This is a genomic window from Ruegeria sp. G5 (assembly GCF_056533365.1).
In genome coordinates this window covers 92105-115305 of sequence record NZ_JBQFOK010000005.1, presented here as the reverse complement: position 1 = coordinate 115305, position 23201 = coordinate 92105, and the positions used below count along the sequence as shown (strand labels likewise).

The following is a 23201-nucleotide window of genomic DNA, read 5'->3' as shown; positions in this document are numbered from 1 at the left end:
TTAGAATGAAACGATCGTCTGGATGACGATGGCATTAGCGATATCCACAAAGAATGCGGATACAAGGGGCAATACGATAAAGGCAATAGGTGAAGGGCCATATCGCTTGGTTACAGCGGTCATATTTGCGATTGCCGTTGGTGTTGCGCCCAAAGCGAAACCGCCAAACCCGGCTGACAGAACCGCAGCCCGGTAGTTTCCGCCCATGACGGGGAACAACAGCCAAACAACGAAGACAACAGTCAACAAAGTTTGCGCGGCCATTATGACGACAATGGCCAGACCCAGCTGAGCGATGGTCCAAAGCTGAAGGCTCATCAACGACATCGCCAAAAACGCGCCCAGTGAGAACTCGGATATTAAGGCCAAGGACGGTGTTCTTGCGACAGGCTTGGCCGAAGGGAACAGCGCGGATCGCAGGTTGGCGATCACTATGCCCATGATCAGACAGGGGACAAATAGTGGCAGTTTTAGCCCTGCCGCGCTGATCACCTGATGCAAAAGATACCCGGCGACAATCGCGAGATTCAAAAACAGCATGACCCGCATGATTGTCAGGTGATCGATCTTGGCTGCAGCTTCGCTTGGGCTTTCGGGCAATCCAACCGTGTGCTCTTCGGCCGGGCGATCGGGCGTCAGTTTTTTACCTTCGACAAGGAATCGCGCAATGGGCCCGCCGACAAGTGCGGCCAGAACCAAACCGACAGTCGCGACCGCCACTCCCAACTCGGTCGTGCCAGCAAGGCCGGTGATCTCACCAACTTCGGGTGCCCAGGCAATGGCTGTTCCGTGACCGCCAATCAAAGCGGCCGAGCCGAACAAAACACCTGCCTGCGCGGGATATCCGAACATGGCCGCGCCAGCGGCACCGACGACGTTTTGCAGAACGATCATCGCAAAAGTCAGGATCAATAGCAAAAACAGTGGCTTACCGCCCGCTATTAAATCCGACAACCGCGCGTTCAATCCTATGCCCGCAAAGAACAGCACCAGTAAGAAGTCTCGGGCTGCCAAGCCAAAAGACACCTCAATGTCAAAAACAAGGTAAAGCAGCAAGAAAAACAACGACGCCAACAAGCCACCGGTCACGGGCTCAGGAATGTTGAACTGTCGAAGCGCAGCAATACGTGCGTTGATTTCGGCACCGATCAGATAGACGGCAAAGCCCAGCGTCGCGGTCAAAAAGTCCGGGATCTGAAGCGTACCATCCACCATCGCTTATTCCTGCGGCCTGACCGGGCACTCTTCTCCTACGACGGTACCGTCATATGCTTTTTCACCGCAATTGTTCAGGGCGTGCCAGACGAAACCTCTGCCATCTTCTGTAATGGCAACAATACGATCCACGCCAAAGTGAATGTTCTTTTGCCCCATAAACGCCTGAGCGCGCCCTGCTTTCAAATCCTCGGCCAGCAACGCCGCATCATAGCAGTCAAACCAACCCGGAGCAGTCAGCGGCTCCGGGTTCTCGACCGGAACAAAACGGGACATGTCAGCCGGTGACAAATCCGCTTGAAAACAGGCCCGGTACCGGATCGGTGAACTGTCGGCGTCAATCGCCTGAAATGCGGTATAAGTAATTGCCTCAGGCTGCTCATCCTCAGACAGCATCAGCGAAACGTCCTGCCCTGGCACGGGTTCTACCGTGTAGTAAAAACCATAAACCTGCAGATAGTACATGGCCCCTCCGGCCACGGCCGCAGACGCGAGCAATAGGATAGCTAGCAGTTTTCCGGTCATAGTTCACACATCCTGATCACGCGGCCTCTTTCAAACATGTGAGAAATGGGACAAGTTTCAAATCATTACAGGCTGAAATGAGGCTTTTCGAATGGACTCTACCCTTGCCGTCGGATTCTTTGGCGCATTGTTCGCCATCATGAACCCGATCACCAACCTGCCCGTTTTCCTGAGCGTAACCGATGGCCTTACCCCGACAGATCAACGAAAGGTCGCCACTAAAACCGCTTTGTATTGTCTGATACTGGGCGGGGCATTTGCTGTGGTTGGGAACAAGGCACTGGGGCTCTTCGGCATCAGTGTCGATGATCTGCGTGTCGCAGGGGGGCTTGTCGTCCTGATGATCGGGCTGAACATGCTGAGCGGGAACGAAAGCACCACGCATCATGGCACCGCGGATGAAAAGCAAGCCTATCCCAAACCCGAAACCGTTGCTTTCTACCCCTTGGCCTTCCCGATTCTCGTGGGGCCCGGTACCATCACCACGCTGATCCTTTACGCGCACCACATTACGAAACCTGTGGATGCCATTGTTTACGCAGGTGTTTTTCTGGTCGTTCTGACTTTGTTGTTCATCACATTCTGGAACGCTTCGGCGCTGTCCAAACGCCTGTCCGAGAATGCCCGCGTAATCATGAGCCGGTTCATGGGCATGATCCTGTCTGCCATCGCGATCAGCATGATCGCAGACGGTCTCAAGGTTCTTTTGCCCGGACTGGCCTGAACCCGCCATCAGGCCTCGAACCCGGCGGCCTCGGTCATGACGAACGCATCAGCGCATTGCTTGGCCAGCGCCCGCACCCGGCCAATATAAGCCTGACGCTCTGTTACCGAGATCACACCCCGTGCGTCCAGAAGGTTGAAGATATGAGAGGCCTTGATGCACTGATCATAGGCCGGGTGTGCCATCACGATGCGCTTGCCTGTTTTGGGATCGTCATGCTCCTGCCCCAGAATAGCGGCACATTCCGCTTCGGCTTCTTCAAATTGACGCAATAACACCTCGGTGTTGGCAACGTCGAAGTTCCAACGCGCATACTCTTCTTCGGTCTGCTTGAAAATATCCCCGTATTTCAAAGGATTAGGCGATTGCGGGTCATTGAAAGGCATGTCCATCACGTGGTCGATGCCAAGGACGTACATTGCCAGACGCTCCAGACCATAGGTCAATTCGCCGGACACGGGTGCACAATCATGGCCACCTACCTGCTGGAAATAGGTGAATTGGCTTACTTCCATGCCATCGCACCAGACCTCCCAGCCCAAGCCCCATGCACCAAGCGTGGGGCTTTCCCAGTCGTCCTCGACAAAGCGGATGTCGTGCAGGTCCATGTCGATGCCGATGGCTTCAAGCGACCCCAGGTACAACTCCTGCAAGTCCGGCGGGCTGGGTTTGATCAACACCTGATACTGGTAATAATGCTGCAGCCGGTTTGGGTTTTCACCGTACCGCCCGTCTGTAGGTCGGCGCGACGGCTGCACATAGGCGGCTGCCCAAGCCTTGGACCCCAACGCACGCAACGTGGTCGCCGGGTGAAAAGTGCCTGCTCCGACCTCCATGTCGTAAGGCTGTAGAATCGCACAGCCTTTGGCGGCCCAATAGGTTTGCAACCGCAGGATTATTTCCTGAAATGAACGTGGTGCGCTGGACGGTTCGGTCATGTCATTCCCTTTGGCGCACAGGCGCCGGTTCCGTTGGGTTTTGCCCTTCCTATGCAAGGGGCCAAGGGGCGTCAACGGGCCAGTGTGCTCTAGCTGTCACTGCGCCGCCACACTGGAAATTCCCCGCGTTCTTGGCATGGCGTTCAATACCCCAAATCGCGTAGTCTGCGGCAAAGCTAAAACACCGCGGACACGGGCAGACAATGACACGCTTATTTTCGGCAATTCTGTTTCTTTTTCTATTTGGCGCGCGCGCCGTCATCGCCCAACAAGACGCGGGCGTTTGGGTTCAGGTTGAGGCACGACCTTCTCTGAGCGAGGCTCAGGATCGGGCGCAGGCTTACGCAAGCATCTTGCCGGATGTGAACGGATTTCGTCTGAACTCTGGCTGGTATGCCATTGTTATTGGTCCGTATTTACGCAGCGATGCCGAGCAGGTATTGCGCGTATACAGGGCCGAGGGGCAGATACCTTCGGACAGTTACATAACCTTTTCAAATACACTCGGCCAGCAGTTCTGGCCTGTCGGCGTAAACCTGTTGGACCGTGGTGTCGTGTCCCCCCCGGTCGAGCCGCAACCACAAGAACCCGTGGTCGGACTGTCAGCGGAACCGACCGACGAAACCCGCGCTGAAGCGTTGCAAAGCGAGCGTCTTTTGACAGCAGAAGAACGCAAAGCGCTGCAGACGGCCTTACAAGCGGCGGGTTTTTACAACTCGACAATTGATGGCGCGTTTGGGCAAGGCACCCGCCGTTCAATGGGCGACTGGCAGCGTTTCAACGGGTTTGAGGCAACTGGCGTCCTGACCACTGCACAACGCAGGGCACTTATGGACGACTTCAACGCCCCCTTGATCAGTGTTGGGATGGCACGACACGTGGACCCACAGGCGGGGATTGATATCGATCTGCCCTTGGGTGCCGTTGCGTTTTCGCGCTACGAAGCGCCTTTTGCGCATTTCGACAGCACGTCCGATTTGGGTGCAAGCGCATTGTTGATCAGTCAGCAAGGCAACAAAGACACGTTGCGCGCATTGTATGAGGTTATGCAATCGCTGGAAGTTGTCCCACTGGAAGGTCAAAGACAGCTGCGCGGTGACAGCTTTGTGCTCGAAGGGCGCGGGAATGGCATTGTGTCTTATACCGAAGCCCGTTTGAACGACGGCAAGATCAAAGGGTTTACTTTGGTTTGGCCAGACGGCGACGAAGCGCGCCGTAAACGCATACTGGGGGCGATGAAGGCCAGCTTTGCGGTGAATGACGCTGTTTTGGACTCGGCCGCCGGTGCGGACGCCGAACAGCGGATTGACCTTGTCTCTGGGCTGCAAATCCGCAAACCTCGCCTGTCGCGGTCAGGGTTCTTCGCGGATGCAAATGGAACTGTGCTGACCGTAGCGGAAGCCACCAATAGCTGCACGCGCGTAACCCTTGACGGCGATCAGGAACTGCAAGTGGCGTGGAGTGACGCCGATCTTGGCGTTTCCGTCCTGCGCCCCCGAACCAATCTTGCACCGCTGAGTGTTGCTGAATTCAGCGCGGATATCCCCCGCATCCAATCCGAGGTGGCGGTATCCGGCTTTTCGTACCAAGGGGCTTTGGGCGCTCCTACTCTGACATACGGACAAATCGCTGATGTGCGCGGCCTGAATGGCGAAGAAGGGGTCAAGCGACTTGCACTTGCCGCTCAACCCGGAGACGCAGGTGGCCCGGTCTTTGATGATGCGGGGCATGTCGTGGGTATGCTGCTGCCAACCCCATCCGAAGGACGCACCCTGCCCGCTTCGGTCAGTTTGGCAGCAACCGCCGCTCGCCTGAGCGAGATTCTGGGCAAGGCTGGTATCTCTGGCCAGTCCAGCCAATCCGATACGCAAATCTCACCTAATGAGTTGAACCGGCGCGCTACAGGGATGACTGTTCTGGTGCATTGTTGGGATTAACCAATGCTTCATACAAAAAAGCGCCGTCGGCTAAGCAGCGCTTTTTTGTTTCAGACGATGTCCGGTGTGATCCGGATTAGCGTTGGAACCGGCGCATCAAAGGCCGCCCTTACAGCTTGCTGCATCTCGTCCAGATTAGTGGGTGCCGCCGATAAAGCACCGAACGCCTCAGCCAGTTTGCAGAAATCGGGATTTCGCGCAACGACCGCATTAGGGGCAATCTGACCACGGACCATGCTGTCCTCGATCTCCTTCAGTTTGCCGTTGTCCCATAGGATGATCGGCAAAGACAGACCAAGCTCGACCGCGACCCCCAGCTCCATCATGGTGTAGTGAAAACCATAATCTCCGGCGATTACCGCCGTAGGCTTACCAGCGCGCGCAACCGCACCGCCTATTCCAGCAGGCAAAGCATACCCAAGTGTTCCGAAACCCGTTGGGTGATGCCAATGGTACGGAAAGGTCATATCCCAGACTTCTTTTGCGACATACGCAAACTGTGTCATGTCCGAATAAATCATACAGTCGGCGGGGATCGCCGCCCGCAGCGCATCGATAACCGGCACAAGACCGGGTCTTTCGGCATCAACCTCCGCGCGCCACCGGGCACGTGCCTGCGCGACCTCTTCCGGCGTCCAGCCAGAGGACGGCTTTACATGGTCAATTGAGCTCCACAACGCGTGGGCAAAGCTCTCTCCATCCGCCTGCAGCTTGACCGCGGCCCGGTGATGATCGGATAGCACCACAGGGTCGATATCCACGCGGACAAGATTTCCACTATACCCCAGCTTATCGCGCCACAGATCGACTTCGCCCAGTTCAGCCCCCACTGCGATGGCCAGGTCGGCGGAGGCAATGACGTCCACACTGCTGGGACGCGGCAGGTATGCTCCGAAATCCAGCGGATAGTTCAAACCAGCCAACCCGCGACCCGCATATGTGGTAAAGCACGCAGCCCCCAATTGGGTCAGAATTTGCCGCCACAGGTTCGACCGCGTCCCACCACCCAAAATAAACAGCGGCCGGCGCGCAATGTTCAACATAGAAAGAACCGGCGCGACATCTGGTGGCAACGCCTTTGTGCGCAACCCCGGCTGATTGGGGAACGGGGCTGGGTCGGCCTCGGTTTCAAGCTGCGCGATCGGGATCTGGATATGTTTCGGTCGCGGTCGGGACAGCTCGAACTCTTCAAAGGCGCGCTCGACTAGGCCGTAGGCTGCCTGCGCTGTATTCGCTTGAAGGGACCAGTCGGCCACGGTGTCCGCCGCTGCGCGCTGATCTTTCATCTGGTGTAACTGACCCTGCACAACCTGCGTTTCGTCGAGGCACGAGGACAGAACAAGCATAGGAACAGAATCCGTATAGCCCTGCCCCATCGGTGTCATGATGTTGCACAGACCCGGCCCCGTAATCACATAAGCCACGCCGGGTTTACCCGTTGCCCGCGCATATCCATCGGCCATAAACCCGGCGCCTTGTTCGTGGCGCGCCAGAACGTGGGTAATACCGGCCTCTTCGATACCGCGATACATCTCTTGGTTATGCACGCCGGGAATGCCAAAAATGACGTCCACGCCTCGGTCCCTGAGCATGTGCGAGATCTGCGCGCCAAGGGGTCTTTTCATCAACTTCTCCAGAATTGAACGGTAAATAGCGCGTAGACTGCCAGTAGTTCTAAACGTCCCACCAGCATTCCGATGGACAACAACCACTTGGCCGTATCGCTCAGCCCGGCAAAGTTTCCTGCAGGACCGATCTGATCGCCAAGGCCCGGTCCGACATTCGCCAACGCCGTGGCTGCACCTGAGACCGAAGTGATAAAATCCAGCCCAGTCAGCGCCAACGCCCAAGCCAGAATGCCCATCGACAACACGAAGAACATGAAGAAACTCATGACCGAGGTCAGAACATCCGTGCCGATCGGCCGCCCATCATAGAGCGGCATGAACACACCATGCGGAGAGCGGATGCGCCGAATTTGGGTTTTGATCGACGCAAACAGCAACTGGTATCGGAAAACCTTGATCGAACAAGCGGTTGAGCCAGCACAGCCACCGATCAGGCCAACCAAAAAGAACACCATCACGGGAAAACTACCCCAAGTCATGTAATTGACGCTGGCATAACCCGTCCCGGAAATGATCGAGGTGATGTTGAACAGCGACTCTCGGAATGCTTTCTCCCAATGATGTGGGAAAACCGCCAGCAAGAACATCGTCATGATAATGACCAAAACCATGATCGTCGCCAGAAAAGTGCGAATCTGGCTGTCCCTCAAAAGCGAGCTTGTATGACCATTCGCCAGCTGCACGTAGCGCACAAATGGCAAGGCCGCCAGAATCATGAAGACAGATGCGGCATATTCGGTCGGGCCTGAAAACGTAGCGAACGACGCATCATAATTCGAAAACCCGCCTGTCGCGATTGTCGTCATTGCGTGCACCACGGCGTCAAAGAACGACATGCCAAAACCCGCATATACCAACGCGCAGACAAAGGTCAGGAAAACATAGATCAGCGAAATCTGCCCCGCTATCTCTTGCGCGCGAGGCAGAATTTTCCCCATTGTTTCAAAACCTTCCGAGCGGAAGATCTGCATGCCCCCGACGCGTAGCTCGGGCAGGAAAACCATGGCGACAACGATGATGCCGATGCCACCCAACCATTGCAACACACCGCGCCACAGCAGCAAGCCCTGCGGTAAGTCGTCTAGCCCCGAAATCACGGTCGACCCCGTTGTCGTCAGGCCAGACATCGCCTCGAAATAGGCATCAACAAAACGCAGCTCGGTCTCGCCGAACAGGAACGGGATCGCGCCGAAAAAAGGCAGGGCCACCCAAACACCAGTGGTCAGCAAGAACGTCTGGCGAATGGTCAGCCCTTCGCCCACACCGTTCGAACAGCTCATCGCCAGGATGACACCTGTCAGGACGGTTATGATACCGCTTTCCAGAAAGACATGCCATTCGCCGCGGCCCTCGATGAGGTCCGCAAGCAAGGGTAGCGACATGGTCGCCCCAAGAATGGCGACCAAAAGGCCAATCACATATCCAACCGGGCGCATGTCCGTCATGAGGCGCAGCGTTGGCGTGCCAACACGACCGAGTCAAGCAGGTGCCTGGATTTACTTTCCTGTTTTGCTTGCCGGAGAGGGCATCGCAGGCGGTTTAGATGGCGCTCGCGTTCGTCGCACAGGTGCCTCAGACACGGCCGCCTTAGGCGCTGCAGGCTTTGGCGTGACGGTCTTGGCAGCCGGTTTCGGCGCAGCGGCCTTGGTCACGGTGGCTTTGGGTGCTGCAGGTTTGTTCACAGCCGGTTTGATAACCGGAGCTTTCACCGCCTTTGGCTTTGGCGCGGCTTTGGCCGCGGCTGGTTTAGGAGGCGCCGTTTTAACCGTTGCCGTCTTGGGTGCTGCCACTTTCTCAGCAGCCGGTTTCGGTGCCGCGGTCTTGGCCACCGGCTTAGGTTCAGCCGGTTTCGGAGCTGCGGTCTTGGCCACTGGCTTAGGAGCAGCCGGTTTCGTTACCGCAGGTTTTGGAGCAGCAGTTTTCGCGGCTGCTGGCTTCGCCGCAGCTGGTTTCGGAGCGACTGGCTTAACTTCCGGCGCTTTCTCCGTGGCGACTTTTGGAGCGACCGTCTTGGCAACTGCAGGCTTCGGAGTGGCAACCTTGGGCTTGGTCGGTTTCGCAACCGGAGTGCGCCCTGCCCGCGCCGCAGGTTTGGCAACCTCAGCTTTCGCGGTCGGCGTGGCGCGTTTGGGCGCTGCACGGACCGTCTTCGCCTTTGCCACGGTCGCCTTTGCTGGCGCAGCCTTGGGCGATTCGGACACCGTTTTGGCCGCCGGTGCCGCGGCTTTGGCAACTTTGGGCTTTGCAACCGGGGCTGGTTTCGCTTTAGCGACCGGCTTGGTGGCCGGGGCTTTTGGCTTGACCGCAGGCTTTGCAGGTGTCGGCGCAGGCGCAGCCGATGAGATGTGCAAAGCATGTACCGGAACAAATGGCAGCTCTAATGCCGAGGTGGCAATAATCTGCATTATTTTCATCTGGTTGCTGACCGCGTAGCCAGCCATGCGAATGGCGGCCGCCTGAAACTCCAGCGGCTGGGTAATGGGGTTCATACGCTATTTCTCCTCTGAAAACGACACAGCCGGGAACGGAGAGAAGAGCTCTGTCCCGCCCAATTTCTCAGGCGGGATGCGATGTCGTGCACTATCGAGCGTCGCACGTTTCAGCGTCCTTCACGAGTAGCAGTAACCGCTGGAAAGCGGCCTTTGCCACGGCTGCAGTCATGCACAGTCTACTTGAAAGAATGTGCGTGCGCAGCAATTATTGCCGCACTGCGGCAAAAACGTGCCTGAAGGCTGGTTCTGAGGCTAAATTAGCTCACCCAACGTGAAAGAGCGTGGTGAACAACCGTGGGTCCAGACTGGCAGAGACGAATGTAGGACCCTCTGTCAAAACGGACACCGCATCATGGCTGTGCAGGCTTTCCTGATGACTTGCAACAACGCGGAAGTCGCCAATGTGGTGGTCCGCCAAAAGCTCGGCGCAGAACAGGCGGGCCGCATCTTCAACAAAAATGGGGTTTGCCGCGTTCAGCTCGGCAAAGGCCTGTTCATCCTCACGCTTGACCATGACCTGAGTTTCGGTTGGGACTGCCCTGCGACATAACGCGATCAGGTCCTCGAACCACAGGCAGTCTGCGTCGCAATCCAGAACGACAGAAATTCGCGCAACCGAGCGCTGCGAATGCGGGGTTGCCAACTGGCCACGCGTTGACCGGGCATGTTCGCTCAATTCCAACGAACACGGACAGGTCGATGAATAGACATAGTCCAGGTGCATGATCTTCTGACGCACGCCATTCTGTTCGACCAGTTCCAGCGCGATGTCATAGTACTGGTAGCCTTCCAGCCCCGAGCGCAGGCTTTTCACCTTATCCGGATACGAGAACCGCATCTGAATGCGCGCATCAAAGCTGTCCAGATCGTTCATGTAATCGTCCAGCGCGGCCTCGATGACCTCAAAGCTGAATGTACGCTCAGCATGCTTGTAGAACGAGCGCATGATCCGGGACATGTTGATGCCCTTCTTTTCGGCCTCCAGGCTGACGGTCCCGGTGACAGAGGTCTCAAGTGTCAGGTCTTCACCGTTTTTCCGATGAAACCGGATCGGCAAACGGAAGTTCGAGATGCCGACATGTTGGATCTGCTGTTTGGCACCACGGATCAGGCTGGATGGCCCATTCTGAAGATCCGGCAACGAAGCACGATAGGCCGCGTCAACCTTAAACCCTTCGGGGTAATCGCGCGACAAAGACGGATAATTCTCAGGAACCAATCCCGGCACCAGACGCGCAATAGCAGGATCAAGCTGGCTGATCTCGGCATCGGTCGCAGATACGGCCCATTTGCGCAGCGTTTTCAGTGCTGCGGCGGCCTCATCATGGTCGGGGGCGTCGTCAATGTCACGGGGGTGCACGTTCATCGATCAGGGTTCCTCGGGGTTGGTCGCCGGACTATATACAGCTTGGGCGCGTTTTCCAGTTTATCCGTATACGCCGGAAAACACAGCCCGGATCGATTTTCGGTGCGGGATGAGCAATTTACCACCCCACACACGGTCCTTTGATCCGGCTTTTAGCAGCCTTGACGCGACGTTTACTGCTGAGAAACGTCCAATGCGCGTTCAATATCGGCAAGAAGATCGCCTGCATCCTCAAGACCCACCGAAAAGCGGATCAGGCCGGGCGTGATGCCAAGCTCATCTTTTTGGTCGTCCGTCAGGCGCTGATGCGTGGTCGTTGCGGGATGGGTGGCAATCGATTTGGCATCACCCAGATTGTTCGAAATCACCGGAATCGTCATTGCATTCAGGAGCTTGAACGCAGCTTCTTTGCCGCCCTTGATGTCCAGCGACAGAACCGTGCCACCTTTACCGCCCAATTGACTGTGGACCAGCGCATTCTGCGCATGGGTTTTCAGGCCCGGATACAAGGTACGCTCCAGCGCCGGGTGCCCTTCAAGCGCCTCGGCAATGGTCTGCGCCGACTCAGCCTGAGCGTTAACCCGCAGGGCCATCGTCTCAAGGCCTTTCAGCATGACCCATGCGTTAAACGGGCTAAGCGCGCCGCCTGTATGCTTAAGGTAGGGTTCGATCGTACCACGGATGAACTCCTTGGTGCTGATGATGACTCCTCCAAGCGCACGCCCCTGCCCGTCGATATGTTTGGTGGCCGAATAGACGACGACATCGGCCCCCTGCTGGATCGCGCGCGAGAACACGGGCGTTGAGAAGACATTATCCACGATCACTGTCGCGCCGACCGCATGCGCCAGCTCGGAAACGGCTTCGATATCAATGACCTCAAGCGTGGGGTTCGACATGGATTCGAAGAACACCGCCTTGGTTTCCGGGCGAATTGCAGCTTTCCATTCATCCAGGTTTGTTCCGTCGACAAACGTCACGTCGACCCCGTAGCGGGTCAGGATGTTTTCGAGAATATAAAGGCACGAACCAAACAGCGCCTTGGCAGAAACCACGTGGTCGCCAGCCTTTAACATGGCCGTCAGGGCCGCGTTTACGGCTGCCATGCCCGATGCGGTCGCAAAAGCGTCCTCGCCGCCTTCCAACGCGGCAATACGCTGTTCGAACATCGACACGGTCGGGTTGCCATAACGGGCGTAAATGAACTCATCCGGTCCGGTCTCAATAAACCGCGCCTCGGCCTGTTCGGCGTTTTCATAAACGAAGCCCTGGGTCAAAAAGATCGCCTCGGATACTTCGTTGTATTGACTGCGACGGATACCGCCATGGACGGCTTGGGTGCGTTTGTTCCAGCTCTCGCTCATCTCAATCCTCTCGACCCTTGTCTGGCAAGGGCATCAAAAAAACCCCAGACGCGGTCAAGCGAAAGGGGCCTTTCATCCTGACCTTTTAGCGGTGATGTTTAGCGTGGCCCGCAATCCGGTAACAAATCGCCACGTAGTACCGATGGCCTTACGCTGCACTTGCGAAGGCGTCAAGCCCGCTGTGGGTTCAGTCACGGTTTCGTAACACTTTACACCTGCCCCTTGCCCAACCGCCTGAAACCCTCATGATCGCCTCAACTTGAGGAGAGACCATGATTGATCTGTATTTCTGGCCCACGCCGAATGGCTGGAAGGCGTCCATCGCCTTGGAAGAGATGGAGCTGCCCTACACCACCCACCTGATTAATATCGGCAAGGGTGACCAGTTCGATCCCGAATTCCTGAAGATTGCGCCCAATAACCGGATGCCAGCCATCGTTGATCCAGATGGCCCGGGCGGTGAACCGATTTCCGTCTTCGAAAGCGGTGCCATCCTGATGTATCTGGCCCGTAAAACCGGCCGGTTCTATGGCAAGACCGAGCGTGACCGGATCGCGGTCGAAGAATGGTTGATGTGGCAGATGGGTGGAGTTGGTCCCATGGCAGGTCAGGCACATCATTTCCTGAAATACGCGCCGCAGTTGGAGCCACCGCAGGATCTGCCCTACGCCAAAGATCGCTACCGCACCGAGGTCGGGCGGCTTTACGGGGTTCTCGACCGGCGACTGGCCGAAAACGAATACGTCGCGGGCGATTTCTATTCCATCGCCGATATCTCAATTTGGGGCTGGGCAAGCCTTTGGGAAGGTCAACAACAGGTGCTGGAAGACAAACCCCATTTCACGCGTTGGCTGGAAACCGTCAGCGCGCGTCCGGGTGTTCAGGCGGGGCGCGCCCTGCATGCGGATTTGCGCGGAGATCACCGAGACAAGCAATCGCAGAGCAATTTGTTCAAGCGATGAGCATCGTCGCAGACTGAACCTGTCAACGGTTACCTCTGGGCCAGAGAGCTAACGGCTCAAATCATTCCTCTGTCGGCGGAACAGCCCGCTGATAGAGATGCCATGTCGTGTGCCCAAGTATTGGCAGGGTGAAGATCAGTCCCAAAAATGCCGGCACCAGTGACAACAGCATGGTGGCCGAGATAATGGCAGCCCAAGTCAACATGACCACGGGGTTCTCGCTAACGGCCCGCAGCGAGGTGAGCATTGCGGTTATGAAATTTGTCTCTCGGTCCAGAAGCATGGGCATGGCAACGACAGTGACCGAAAACAAAACCGCCGACAAAAAGGCGCCAATTCCGGTGCCTATGAGAAGGAACAGCCAGCCTTGCGGCGTAAAGAAGACCGAGTTCAAAAACCCATCGAAATCCGAGAAAGAGGCGTTTTGCAAGATAATCGCCAGCCAAAGCCGGACCTGATAAATCCAAACCCAGAAGATGAATAGTGTAACGAAAGCCATCCAGCCCATTTCGCGCTTACGTTGATCTGCCATGACGGTCAGAATGTCAGACCAGCCGAAATCCTCGCCTTTTTGCAATCGACGCGACATCTCATATAGCCCTGCAGCCGCAAAAGGCGCGATGAGCGGAAAGCCCACAATGGCGGGAATGATCATCCAGATCTTGCCCAGCCAAACCATGACCCACACTATCAGAATTCCAAACACTGCATAGAACAGGCCGAAAAAGCCGCTCATGACCGGGCGCGCCAGAAAATCGGAAAATCCGGCCTTTAGCGACGCGCGAATATCATCTGCAGTGATCGTGTTGACGCTGTACCTGTCCGGCTGCGGTGGTGCCAGGTTTTCCGGCGGTGTGGAACCTGCGGTTTTGGATGTCATGACGCATTCCTCCCCAATCGCGGCGTAGCAGGCATTCGATGCCGCTAACATCCCGATTTCGAAACTGTGCATCAGCGCTGACTTTTGGGCAAGGCAAGAGTGGGTTTCAGACGTACAGCGTGCTGAATGTCGACTTGTTCTATGACCATTAAACAAGCAATCGCGGCGCAGCCTGTTCGCGCAGAGGAATCGCCTTTTGGCCTCAAAGACAAACGATTTTTGGCAGATTACTAGGCAGACCCGCCGCTTTTACTAGGCGGATCGTCACTAAACTGCTCGAAAAACCGTGCGAGTCCGACCAATGGCGACACATACGGCAAATCGACCAGTGCAACCGAGGGCAAACCTTCGGCGGCATCCAATCTGGCATGCAAATGGTCCGCTCCGAAATCCTGCACCCAATAACCCAAATCTTCGTAAAGGTTACATCGGCTTCTGATTGTAACCGTTTCACAAATCGCGGTCTGCCCTTCGCTGCGAACATTAAGGCGTTCGACATCCACATTCGCTTCGCCTTCGACCATGTAATACGTCGAAATAACCTGACTCGTGCCGCTCTCTTGCTCGATCTTGCATCTATAGAGCATTTCCATGTTCTCCGGGTCCCAGGTTTCGGGATTTACCGTGTTCATGTTCATCGAGACCGTGAATAACCCATCATCCCCCACCGGGCCGGTTTTGTATTTTCCGCTATAGCTGTCAGGTCTTGTCTTCAGAATGTCAAAGGCACGCTGTGCGGGGATGGGGTATCTGGTGCGTGACTTCCATTCCCGCAAATCAATGGGAACATGCAGAAAAACACTGGGCAACCAGTTCAGGCCGAGCCATAGGAAAAAACTAACTAGAACCGTTCCGACAATCGTCCAGGCAGCAGCCTTCCCTTGATTCTGCGTTGGCGCAAGATCGGGCAACATCTCAATCACCGGCAAGAGCATTAACGTCATCCCAAGCATCAAAGCCGTTGTGACCGTCTCCCACCAGACTCGCGGATAAATGAGAACCAACGACATGATTGCACATACACCACACAAGGCTGTCACGATTTGCGTTTTGGGATCCGCCAAGAGTGCGGAATGACCAAAGAGTTTGACCCCGACAGCCCATGGCACGAATAGAAGAAACAAACTTAGCAATATCAGGCGCCGCAGTCGAAATATGCGGTACAAATATTTGTTTTTCATAATGTAATACCTGTCAAACTTGTGACTGGATTACATTCAACCTTGGCGAAACCATGACGCTTGGGTGTTTTCTGCTCACTTGCCTTGGGGCGATTGCTCTTCCCCTCGCACCAACACGTCCAACATCCCCGAGATATCCTCAATCTCTTCCGCGATTACATGGGTTACTGAATGTGCCCTTTGCATGCGGCCCGTGACCCTTAGCAATCGCCCCGAGATCACTGCACGGCGGAATTGTTCGTAAATTTTGCGCCAGACAACCACGTTCACGATACCCGTCTCATCTTCGAGCGTGACAAAGATCACGCCCTTGGCCGTTCCCGGCCTCTGCCGCAGGATAACCAGCCCCGCAACGGTGACCCGCGCGCCCTCGGGCGGATCATCCAGCCGGTTGGCAGGAAGGCACGCAGGCGGGCGTGGCCAGTCTCGGTTTGAAACTGCGGGGCGAACAGGCGCAACAAGCATAGGAACAAAGATAGAACATACATCAAGAATGTCCAGTCGCGGCATGTCGAGTCGCAAATGAGGGTGGAAAGACCTAAATGCCTTGACTAAGGAAGGTTTCGAACATCGAAAAAGGAAGACGCACGCAATGGCAAAGATCACCTATGTCGAGCACGGCGGTACCGAGCATACAGTCGAGGTCGCCAACGGACTGACCGTCATGGAAGGGGCCCGTGACAACAACATCCCCGGCATCGAGGCCGATTGCGGCGGCGCTTGCGCATGCTCGACCTGTCATGTCTACATCCACCCCGACTGGGTCGAAAAAGTTCCGGCCAAAGACGACATGGAAGAAGACATGCTGGACTTTGCCTACGAGCCCGACCCTGCCCGCTCACGCCTGACCTGCCAGATCAAGGTCACTGACGCGTTGGACGGACTGGTCGTTCAAATGCCGGAAAAGCAAATCTGATGTGGTCCAAAGCGCCGCGCCTAACTAGTCGCCTCTGGCGAGGTCAGGTTCGCGGCGCATGGATGGCTTTGTGCCTGTGGCTGGCGGGGTCAATACCCCTAGCTGCTTCAGATACTGTTGTGCGTGCCCATTTCATCGCCCCAACCACACGCTACGCACATGGCGTGTTAGGGGACTTCGTCGAATATGGCGGACTCGAGATGCGGATCGAAAATGCCTCATTTCAAGCACCACTCCGACTGCATCCGGTCTATGAATGGACAACACAATCCGTCAAGCTTCCCCTCGATCGTGTATTCGAGGACCTAGAACCACGCCTTGCCGATGTCGACCTTGATGGTACAAACGAAGTGATCGTCGTGGAATCCAGCGTGCACGAAGGCGCGCAACTGGCAATCTACAACGCCCGCGGAGAAAAGATCGCCGCTACGCCGCATATCGGTACCCGTTTCCGCTGGCTCGCCCCGATAGGCGCAGCCGATCTAGATGGCGACGGATATATCGAAGTCGCCTATGTTGACCGCCCCCACCTAGCCAAAACCTTACGTATCTGGCGCTTCAAAGATGGTACGCTTAACGAAATCGCTTCCCTTCCTGGCCTGACAAACCACAAGATCGGAGAGGACTTCATCTCTGGTGGCATCCGAGATTGCGGCAACGGCCCAGAGATGCTTGTCGCCAGTGCGGACTGGAGCACTATCGTCAGCGTCTCCTACCAAAACGGCTGGCTTACCACCGATCTCGGACCTCTCAGAAAACGCAACGACCTAAAAAACGCGCTGACCTGCTGATCCGGCCTTCATCTGGCTAAAAATATCTCGGGGTGCGCGAGGGGCTGGCCCCTCGCCCTAAAAATCAAGACGGGCACAACCCGGCAATAGAATTACAGAGCCCGCCAACCAATATCGCGACGGAAAAAGCCCTGAGGCCAGTCAACCCCATCAACCATCGCGTAGGCATTGTCTCGCGCTTCCTGAAGGGTGTTGCCCCGCGCGGTTACGTTCAGAACCCGACCGCCTGCGGCCAGAATTTGGCCCTCGGCTTCTTTGGTGCCAGCGTGGAACACCATATTCCCACTGTCTTCGGGAAGTGCCGTTAAACCACCAATCACGCTGCCTTTTTCGTATGAGCCAGGATAGCCATTTGCCGCCATAACGACGGTCAGTGCATGATCATCCGCCCAGTTCACGCGCGCCTCGGCCAACCGCCCCTCTGCCGCGGCGTGCATCAGGTCCATCGCCTGGGCACCCAGACGCATCATCAGGACCTGACATTCCGGGTCACCGAACCTGACGTTATATTCAACCAAACGCGGTTGGTCGTCCTTGATCATCAATCCGGCGTAGAGGACGCCTTGAAATGGTGTTCCCCGACGTTTCATTTCCTCAATCGTGGGTCGCACGATCTGCGCCATCGCGCGTTCTTCGATTTCGGCGCTCAAAACAGGTGCCGGGGAATAGGCGCCCATTCCGCCAGTATTGAGGCCGGTGTCACCTTCACCGACGCGCTTGTGATCCTGCGCTGTGCCGACAGATAGAACATTCTCTCCGTCACACAGCACAAACAACGAAGCTTCTTCACCATCCATGAACTCTTCAATGACAACTTCTGCGCCTGCGCCGCCAAAGGCACCGCCGAACATGTCATCAATCGCGTCAAGGGCAGTTTGTTCGTCCATCGCCACGATAACACCTTTGCCTGCCGCAAGGCCGTCGGCCTTGACCACAATAGGTGCCCCCTGCGCGCGGATGTAATCCTTGGCGGGCGCTGCTTCGGTAAATCGCGCATAAGCAGCGGTCGGAGCGCCCGCAGCATCGCAGATTTCCTTGGTAAAGCTTTTGGATGCCTCTAACCGAGCTGCTTCAGCCGAAGGTCCAAACACAAGAATTCCCGCCTCACGCAGGCGATCCGCGACACCTGCTGCAAGCGGCGCTTCGGGCCCGACAATCACAAAGTCGATCGCATTTTCTTCGGCAAAGCTTACAACGGCACCACCGTTTTCGATATCCAGCGCTGCGCAGTCTGCGATCTGGGCAATTCCGGCATTACCGGGGGCCACGATCAGACGATCGCATTTCGGGTTTTGCATCACCGCCCATGCAAGGCTGTGTTCGCGCCCTCCACTGCCGAGAATGAGGATATTCATAACTGCTCTCCGATCTGCTTGGCCTCGCCTGCCGCGCGTTCTAAGCTGGGTAGGCATTTGACACAAGGCGCTGAAATGTCCGATCTGCTTGATGACCCAATCCCCGGCCAAAACACCCCCGAATACTCGGTTTCGGACATTTCGGGCGAGGTAAAGCGCACCCTCGAAGGTGCCTTTGGCCGAATCCGTGTGCGCGGAGAAGTGGGCCGCGTGTTCAAGGCACGTTCGGGTCATCTGTATTACGACATCAAGGATGACCGGAACGTTCTGGCTTGCACCACTTGGAAAGGACAGGTCGCGGGTCTTTCCGTTGTACCCGAAGAAGGGCTTGAGGTCGTCGTAACCGGCCGTCTCACCACTTTCGGTGCCCAATCCAAGTACAACATGAACGTCGACGAAGTCGCTGTTGCTGGACAAGGCGCACTTATGGCGCTGTTGGAAAAGCGCAAAAAGCAGCTGGAGGCCGAAGGTCTTTTTGCACCCGAGCGCAAGAAACCACTGCCCTACCTGCCCCAGATTATCGGTGTCGTAACATCGCCGTCCGGTGCGGTGATTCGCGACATCCTGCACCGCCTGCGGGATCGGTTTCCGCGAAAGGTGCTGATTTGGCCGGTGGCCGTACAAGGTGCCAACTGCGCGCCCGAGGTAGCAAACGCAATTCAGGGGTTTAACCAACTGTCCCCCGGCGGAGCGTTACCTCGCCCTGACCTCATCATCGTTGCCCGAGGCGGCGGATCAATCGAAGACCTATGGGGCTTCAACGAAGAGGTTGTGGCGCGCGCCGCGTCAGCCTCGGCCATCCCATTGATTTCAGCGGTTGGGCACGAAACGGACACCACGCTAATTGACTTCGTTTCTGACCGCCGCGCCCCAACGCCCACCGCCGCAGCCGAACTGGCGGTACCGGTTCGTATGGAGCTTCTTGCGTGGACCGGAGAACAAGGCGCACGGCTTTCGCGGGCAGCATCAGATGCCGTTCAGCGTCGTTCTCAACGTCTGCGGGATCTATCGCGCGCTTTACCACGCCCAGACAGCCTGTTGAATTCTCCACGGCAACGCCTTGATTTAATTGCAGACCGTCTGACACCTGCACTGGATCGGGGGATCCAAAATCGCCGTCTGCAAGTCGTGAAACTGTCGGGGCATCTGCGTCCTTCGACCCTGCAGAACCTGATCACGTCGCGACAAGACGCCATACGAAACCTTTCATCCCGCCTGTCCCTGCGTCCAATCCAGCGAGAAATCGAACAACAACGCCAAAACCTGATCCGATTGTCCGAGCGTATGAACGCCGCACAATCCACGCGGTTGGATCGCATGCGTCAGAACCTCGAGGCAATGGATCGATTGCGCGAAACCCTGAGCTACAAAGCGACCTTGGACCGCGGATATGCCGTGGTCCGGGCCGAAGGTCAGGTTCTGACAACCAAAGCGCAAGCAACGAAACATACCGCTTTCGAGATTGAATTCGCCGACGGCCTTCTGGCTACCGGCCCGTCATCACCCCAAAAGACCAGCGCAAGGAAGCCCGCTAAAAAGGACGCACCGGATCAAGGCACGTTGTTCTAAGCAGGGTCGTTCAAACGCCGACGTCCGGTCCATAACAGACCATCTCTTCATCGATATTTTCAGCTTCGTACAGCTCAGTCTGATCCGGATTGCCCTCGAACTGAGCGATGAGCCCCCCGCCCGATCGCGTGAAAACCCAGCATTGGGGATCAGATCTGTCCTCGTAAATGAAACAGATTTGGTCGTCGCGTTCGTACCAGATGCCTTCTCTGCACTCGCCATCCAGAAAAGACCAAATCACACGTCGGTTTGGCAGATACCGTTCCGCGCCATAGACCTGCCCTTGAAAGCCGTAAAACAACGTTTTTCCGCGTGTATAAGCATCGAACTCAGCGCCTGTGAGGGCCGATTGCGCACCCGCGGTTTGCGTGGAAAGCGCCAGAAGAATCATGACGTGTTTTAGCATAGCCGTATTCTGTCAGATGAAGCCTCGCTAAGCCAATTACCATTGCGTCACAATTGCCTTCCCTTACGTAATATATTGAATTCGTTTAGTGATTTTTGCGAACCTGGCAGAAACGAACGGGACAGAACGTTGGCAACAGTCTTAACTTTAATTGCAGCGGCCTGTGCGTTGGCCTATCTGCCAATGACGCCCAAATCAGCAACGCTTTTGCGATCAGCCTTGAAAACAGCTTCTGTCGGCGTTCTGGCTTTGGTTGCTCTTTACCAAGGGGCACCCATTCTGCTAACTGCAGCTCTGGGGCTTTGCGCTCTTGGGGACGCGCTGCTCTCTCGTGAGACGGACAAGACGTTCATGGCCGGCATCGGTGCCTTTGCAGCAGGTCACATTGCATACATTGTACTGTTCGTCACACGACCGTCTGCAGACCTCGCCATGATACTGGACCACCCCGGGGTTTTCTGGTCTCTGATCATTCTCGGCATCGTGGCAGCAAGCGTTTTGGTACCACGCGCAGGTGATCTGACGTTGCCTGTTTTAGGTTACATTCCCATCATCTTGGGCATGGGAGTCACTGTATTGGCCTTACCGGGCGAAGGTGCCCTTGGGCTGGCCTTGCCCGCCGCGCTGGCTTTCATTGCATCCGACCTTATCCTGGCCGCCGAGAAGTTTGTTCTGCCCGCCGGTCACCCCGCATTGCGTGTCACGCCATATTTGGTTTGGCCACTTTATTGGGGCGCACAAGCCGGGTTGCTTTTCGCATTCCTGTGACCCTTTGCAACTGCCGCAATTCCGCATTAGGTGAAGGGAACACCTGCGGAGACCAAAAATGGCGTTTTTCTCAAAGCTCAAGGACAAACTCTTCAAATCCTCGTCGCGCCTCGAACAGGGGCTGGATGAGATCATCGAAGATGGCGGTGAGGAATCGTCGGCCCCCGAGCCTGTTGAACCCGAGCTGCCAACCGAACCGCAGCCAGAACCCGAGAAACAGCAACCTGCCGATACGCCCGTTCAAGCAACCACCCCCACGCCCCAACCTGCGCCAGCCGACCCCGCACCAGCGCAAGGCGTTTTGGGCCGTTTCTTTGGACGAAGTGAACCCAAAACCGTCATCCGCCGCACTTTGGACGACGACATGCTGGAACAGCTCGAAGAGCTGCTGATCGCCTCAGACATGGGCGTGGACACAGCGCTGCGCGTCACATCCAACATGGCCGAAGGGCGCTATGGTCGAAAACTGTCGACACAGGAAATCAAGGAGTTGCTTGCGCAAGAGGTCGCTCGGGTGATGGAGCCTGTTGCGAAACCGATGCCGCTTTACCCCAAAAGGCCACAGGTCGTTCTGGTCGTCGGCGTAAATGGCTCTGGCAAAACGACCACGATCGGCAAACTGGCCAGTCAGTTCAAAGCTGCAGGAAAGAAGGTCGTCATCGCCGCTGGAGACACATTTCGCGCCGCCGCGGTGGAGCAATTGCAGGTTTGGGGTGACCGCGCGGGCGTTCCTGTTCTGACGGCCCCCGAAGGTTCCGACCCCGCATCACTCGCTTTCGATGCCCTCACAAAAGCACAATCCGAAGGCGCAGATCTTCTGATGATCGACACGGCCGGCCGCTTACAGAACCGGGCTGACCTAATGGAAGAGCTGGCCAAAATCGTTCGCGTGATCCGCAAAGTGGACGATACTGCGCCCCACAACACCCTATTGGTGCTGGACGCAACGACAGGCCAGAACGCCCTTAGCCAAGTGGACACTTTCCGTAAATTGGCAGATGTGTCTGGCCTGGTCATGACCAAACTTGATGGCACCGCCAAAGGCGGCGTTCTGGTCGCGCTGGCTGACAAATTCGGCCTTCCCATTCACGCCATCGGCGTTGGCGAGCAAATCGACGACCTGGCCCCATTCGACCCCGAAGAATTCGCTGCCGCATTAACGGGTCTCGCAACAGGGTCCGAAACTTCATCTGGCTAAAAATATCCTCGGGGGGTGTGGGGGGCAGACAGCCCCCCCACCCTCTCCAACCAAACAAAGGCCACTATGTGAGCGATTGGCTGATCTCTCTCGAAGGTACCGAAGCCGGCCACCGCCTTGCCTTGGCGCTGGCCTTGATGGCTGCTTTCCTTCACGCTGCATTCGGCGCGCTGCAAAAGGGCCGCCATGATCCCTGGATGTCCCGTGGCGCAATCGACGCAAGCTATGGCCTAATGGCAGCCCCATTCGCACTCTTTGTGGTCCCGTGGCCAGAACCGTATATGTGGCCCATCTTTGCGGTCGTTTGGCTAATCCACATCCTCTACAAAATCCTACAGGCATTTGCCTATACCAAGGGGTCATACACAGTAGTTTACCCGGTAGTTCGGGGAACCGGCCCGCTTTTCACCGTCGTTGGCGCCTATCTCCTGTTCGGGGAAACATTTACCGGGATGCAATGGTTTGGCGTTTTTGTTCTGACAACCGGGATTTTCGGCTTGGCCGCCTACAATTTCCGTTTCCTGGAAACTGACCGAGAAACTCTTGGCATTGCTCTCGTTCTCGCCATCGCAACGGGTCTTTTTGTTGCGCTTTATACAACCTATGACGCCTACGGCATTCGGGCGACGGCCGATCCCTTTACGTTCCTTGCATGGTTTTTCATGATCGACGGTGCCGCTATGCCAATCTACGCCGCGCTGAGATGGCGCGCCATGTCCAACCCTCCAGCCATAGGCCCTTTGATGTTGCGTGGGCTGGCAGGTGGCCTGATCGCGCCATTGTCGTTTGGCTCTATCATGATGGCCACAAGATTGGACAAAGTCGGCGAAGCAGCCGTCCTGCGCGAAACCTCAACGGTTTTTGCGGCGCTGATCGGATGGCTGATCCTGAAAGAAACCGTCGGTCCAAGGCGGATTGCGCTGATGGCATTGATTGCACTCGGCGCCGTAATAGTTGAAATGGGCGGGTAAGCAGCAGGAAACCGA

The 23201-nt window shown here is 56.4% G+C and carries 22 protein-coding genes and 1 riboswitch; of the genes, 10 read left to right on the top strand and 12 right to left on the bottom strand.

Features of this window, described 5'->3' with window-relative positions; translation table 11 throughout:
- On the bottom strand, positions 1-1215 hold the full coding sequence (gene gltS / locus ACR0BD_RS10795; protein WP_480830325.1) for a sodium/glutamate symporter: 1215 nt from the start codon (positions 1213-1215) through the stop codon (positions 1-3).
- Positions 1216-1218: 3 nt separating this feature from the next.
- Entirely contained in the window at positions 1219-1740 is a 522-nt protein-coding gene (locus ACR0BD_RS10790) for a DUF6446 family protein (RefSeq protein WP_480830323.1), read from the bottom strand.
- Between the two features lie 91 nt (positions 1741-1831).
- On the opposite strand from ACR0BD_RS10790, the gene ACR0BD_RS10785 reads away from it, so the two are divergent.
- Entirely contained in the window at positions 1832-2464 is a 633-nt protein-coding gene (locus ACR0BD_RS10785) for a MarC family protein (protein WP_480830321.1), read from the top strand.
- 8 nt (positions 2465-2472) lie between these two features.
- Here the strand turns inward: ACR0BD_RS10785 and ACR0BD_RS10780 are convergent, their stop codons facing one another.
- Entirely contained in the window at positions 2473-3402 is a 930-nt protein-coding gene (locus tag ACR0BD_RS10780; protein WP_480830319.1) for a glycine--tRNA ligase subunit alpha, read from the bottom strand.
- A gap of 203 nt (positions 3403-3605) precedes the next feature.
- Between ACR0BD_RS10780 and ACR0BD_RS10775 the strand changes: the two genes are divergently transcribed.
- Positions 3606-5339, top strand: coding sequence for a serine protease (locus tag ACR0BD_RS10775; protein ID WP_480830317.1), 1734 nt, complete (start codon positions 3606-3608; stop codon positions 5337-5339).
- A gap of 50 nt (positions 5340-5389) precedes the next feature.
- On the opposite strand, the gene ACR0BD_RS10770 is transcribed toward ACR0BD_RS10775, so the two are convergent.
- Positions 5390-6964, bottom strand: a complete 1575-nt coding sequence (locus tag ACR0BD_RS10770) for a thiamine pyrophosphate-binding protein (RefSeq protein ID WP_480830315.1) — start codon at positions 6962-6964, stop codon at positions 5390-5392.
- A complete protein-coding gene (locus ACR0BD_RS10765) occupies positions 6964-8412 on the bottom strand; it encodes a TrkH family potassium uptake protein (protein WP_480830313.1) in 1449 nt (482 codons plus the stop codon). The genes ACR0BD_RS10770 and ACR0BD_RS10765 overlap by 1 nt, the downstream gene beginning before the upstream one ends.
- On the opposite strand from ACR0BD_RS10765, the gene ACR0BD_RS10760 reads away from it, so the two are divergent.
- Positions 8411-9400 carry a hypothetical protein gene (locus ACR0BD_RS10760; protein WP_480830311.1) on the top strand — a complete coding sequence of 330 codons (990 nt, stop codon included), beginning with the start codon at positions 8411-8413 and terminating at the stop codon, positions 9398-9400. The genes ACR0BD_RS10765 and ACR0BD_RS10760 overlap by 2 nt on opposite strands.
- A gap of 321 nt (positions 9401-9721) precedes the next feature.
- Here the strand turns inward: ACR0BD_RS10760 and folE2 are convergent, their stop codons facing one another.
- Complete coding sequence (gene folE2, locus ACR0BD_RS10755; RefSeq protein ID WP_480830309.1) at positions 9722-10825, bottom strand: GTP cyclohydrolase FolE2; 1104 nt, start codon at positions 10823-10825, stop codon at positions 9722-9724.
- Between the two features lie 173 nt (positions 10826-10998).
- Complete coding sequence (gene metZ / locus ACR0BD_RS10750; protein ID WP_480830308.1) at positions 10999-12189, bottom strand: O-succinylhomoserine sulfhydrylase; 1191 nt, start codon at positions 12187-12189, stop codon at positions 10999-11001.
- Between the two features lie 65 nt (positions 12190-12254).
- Positions 12255-12332, bottom strand: a riboswitch (SAM riboswitch).
- A 129-nt stretch (positions 12333-12461) separates the two neighbouring features.
- Here metZ and ACR0BD_RS10745 point away from each other — a divergent pair.
- Entirely contained in the window at positions 12462-13151 is a 690-nt protein-coding gene (locus ACR0BD_RS10745; RefSeq protein ID WP_480697733.1) for a glutathione S-transferase N-terminal domain-containing protein, read from the top strand.
- A 61-nt stretch (positions 13152-13212) separates the two neighbouring features.
- Here ACR0BD_RS10745 and ACR0BD_RS10740 read toward each other — a convergent pair whose 3' ends face one another.
- From ACR0BD_RS10740 to ACR0BD_RS10730, 3 genes are all read right to left on the bottom strand, one after another.
- Positions 13213-14031 carry a DUF2189 domain-containing protein gene (locus tag ACR0BD_RS10740; protein ID WP_480830307.1) on the bottom strand — a complete coding sequence of 273 codons (819 nt, stop codon included), beginning with the start codon at positions 14029-14031 and terminating at the stop codon, positions 13213-13215.
- A gap of 230 nt (positions 14032-14261) precedes the next feature.
- Complete coding sequence (locus tag ACR0BD_RS10735; RefSeq protein ID WP_480830306.1) at positions 14262-15041, bottom strand: hypothetical protein; 780 nt, start codon at positions 15039-15041, stop codon at positions 14262-14264.
- A 246-nt stretch (positions 15042-15287) separates the two neighbouring features.
- A complete protein-coding gene (locus ACR0BD_RS10730) occupies positions 15288-15677 on the bottom strand; it encodes an OB-fold nucleic acid binding domain-containing protein (protein WP_480830305.1) in 390 nt (129 codons plus the stop codon).
- Positions 15678-15804: 127 nt separating this feature from the next.
- On the opposite strand from ACR0BD_RS10730, the gene ACR0BD_RS10725 reads away from it, so the two are divergent.
- Both ACR0BD_RS10725 and ACR0BD_RS10720 read left to right on the top strand, forming a co-directional pair.
- A complete protein-coding gene (locus tag ACR0BD_RS10725; RefSeq protein ID WP_298388772.1) occupies positions 15805-16128 on the top strand; it encodes a 2Fe-2S iron-sulfur cluster-binding protein in 324 nt (107 codons plus the stop codon).
- Positions 16129-16190: 62 nt separating this feature from the next.
- On the top strand, positions 16191-16919 hold the full coding sequence (locus ACR0BD_RS10720; protein WP_480830304.1) for an FG-GAP repeat domain-containing protein: 729 nt from the start codon (positions 16191-16193) through the stop codon (positions 16917-16919).
- 92 nt (positions 16920-17011) lie between these two features.
- On the opposite strand, the gene purD is transcribed toward ACR0BD_RS10720, so the two are convergent.
- The gene (gene purD / locus ACR0BD_RS10715; RefSeq protein WP_480830303.1) at positions 17012-18274 is read right to left on the bottom strand and encodes a phosphoribosylamine--glycine ligase; all 1263 of its coding nucleotides are present in this window, start codon (positions 18272-18274) and stop codon (positions 17012-17014) included.
- 75 nt (positions 18275-18349) lie between these two features.
- Between purD and xseA the strand changes: the two genes are divergently transcribed.
- On the top strand, positions 18350-19843 hold the full coding sequence (gene xseA, locus ACR0BD_RS10710; protein ID WP_480830302.1) for an exodeoxyribonuclease VII large subunit: 1494 nt from the start codon (positions 18350-18352) through the stop codon (positions 19841-19843).
- 10 nt (positions 19844-19853) lie between these two features.
- Here xseA and ACR0BD_RS10705 read toward each other — a convergent pair whose 3' ends face one another.
- On the bottom strand, positions 19854-20234 hold the full coding sequence (locus tag ACR0BD_RS10705) for a hypothetical protein (RefSeq protein WP_480830301.1): 381 nt from the start codon (positions 20232-20234) through the stop codon (positions 19854-19856).
- 144 nt (positions 20235-20378) lie between these two features.
- On the opposite strand from ACR0BD_RS10705, the gene ACR0BD_RS10700 reads away from it, so the two are divergent.
- The 3 genes from ACR0BD_RS10700 (at position 20379) to ACR0BD_RS10690 (ending at position 23186) form a co-directional block, all read left to right on the top strand.
- A complete protein-coding gene (locus ACR0BD_RS10700) occupies positions 20379-21017 on the top strand; it encodes a lysoplasmalogenase family protein (RefSeq protein ID WP_480830300.1) in 639 nt (212 codons plus the stop codon).
- A 58-nt stretch (positions 21018-21075) separates the two neighbouring features.
- Positions 21076-22215 (top strand): signal recognition particle-docking protein FtsY, encoded by a 1140-nt coding sequence (ftsY, locus tag ACR0BD_RS10695; protein ID WP_480830299.1) that lies wholly within the window; start codon positions 21076-21078, stop codon positions 22213-22215.
- 68 nt (positions 22216-22283) lie between these two features.
- Positions 22284-23186: an EamA family transporter gene (locus ACR0BD_RS10690; RefSeq protein WP_480830298.1), complete on the top strand. Its 903-nt coding sequence runs from the start codon at positions 22284-22286 to the stop codon at positions 23184-23186.
- Positions 23187-23201: the final 15 nt, after the last annotated feature.

Bases quoted from the DNA above. Each gene is read 5' to 3' on its own strand.
- ACR0BD_RS10765 (WP_480830313.1), bottom strand. From the start codon at position 8,412: ATGACGGACATGCGCCCGGTTGGATATGTGATTGGCCTTTTGGTCGCC.
- ACR0BD_RS10735 (WP_480830306.1), bottom strand. From the start codon at position 15,041: ATGTCGTTGGTTCTCATTTATCCGCGAGTCTGGTGGGAGACGGTCACA.
- ACR0BD_RS10730 (WP_480830305.1), bottom strand. From the start codon at position 15,677: ATGCTTGTTGCGCCTGTTCGCCCCGCAGTTTCAAACCGAGACTGGCCA.
- ftsY (WP_480830299.1), top strand. From the start codon at position 21,076: ATGGCGTTTTTCTCAAAGCTCAAGGACAAACTCTTCAAATCCTCGTCG.
- ACR0BD_RS10725 (WP_298388772.1), top strand. From the start codon at position 15,805: ATGGCAAAGATCACCTATGTCGAGCACGGCGGTACCGAGCATACAGTC.
- ACR0BD_RS10745 (WP_480697733.1), top strand. From the start codon at position 12,462: ATGATTGATCTGTATTTCTGGCCCACGCCGAATGGCTGGAAGGCGTCC.
- ACR0BD_RS10780 (WP_480830319.1), bottom strand. From the start codon at position 3,402: ATGACCGAACCGTCCAGCGCACCACGTTCATTTCAGGAAATAATCCTG.
- purD (WP_480830303.1), bottom strand. From the start codon at position 18,274: ATGAATATCCTCATTCTCGGCAGTGGAGGGCGCGAACACAGCCTTGCA.
- ACR0BD_RS10790 (WP_480830323.1), bottom strand. From the start codon at position 1,740: ATGACCGGAAAACTGCTAGCTATCCTATTGCTCGCGTCTGCGGCCGTG.
- ACR0BD_RS10785 (WP_480830321.1), top strand. From the start codon at position 1,832: ATGGACTCTACCCTTGCCGTCGGATTCTTTGGCGCATTGTTCGCCATC.
- folE2 (WP_480830309.1), bottom strand. From the start codon at position 10,825: ATGAACGTGCACCCCCGTGACATTGACGACGCCCCCGACCATGATGAG.
- ACR0BD_RS10705 (WP_480830301.1), bottom strand. From the start codon at position 20,234: ATGATTCTTCTGGCGCTTTCCACGCAAACCGCGGGTGCGCAATCGGCC.
- ACR0BD_RS10720 (WP_480830304.1), top strand. From the start codon at position 16,191: ATGGCTTTGTGCCTGTGGCTGGCGGGGTCAATACCCCTAGCTGCTTCA.
- xseA (WP_480830302.1), top strand. From the start codon at position 18,350: ATGTCCGATCTGCTTGATGACCCAATCCCCGGCCAAAACACCCCCGAA.
- metZ (WP_480830308.1), bottom strand. From the start codon at position 12,189: ATGAGCGAGAGCTGGAACAAACGCACCCAAGCCGTCCATGGCGGTATC.
- ACR0BD_RS10760 (WP_480830311.1), top strand. From the start codon at position 8,411: ATGAGGCGCAGCGTTGGCGTGCCAACACGACCGAGTCAAGCAGGTGCC.
- ACR0BD_RS10775 (WP_480830317.1), top strand. From the start codon at position 3,606: ATGACACGCTTATTTTCGGCAATTCTGTTTCTTTTTCTATTTGGCGCG.
- ACR0BD_RS10740 (WP_480830307.1), bottom strand. From the start codon at position 14,031: ATGACATCCAAAACCGCAGGTTCCACACCGCCGGAAAACCTGGCACCA.
- ACR0BD_RS10770 (WP_480830315.1), bottom strand. From the start codon at position 6,964: ATGAAAAGACCCCTTGGCGCGCAGATCTCGCACATGCTCAGGGACCGA.
- gltS (WP_480830325.1), bottom strand. From the start codon at position 1,215: ATGGTGGATGGTACGCTTCAGATCCCGGACTTTTTGACCGCGACGCTG.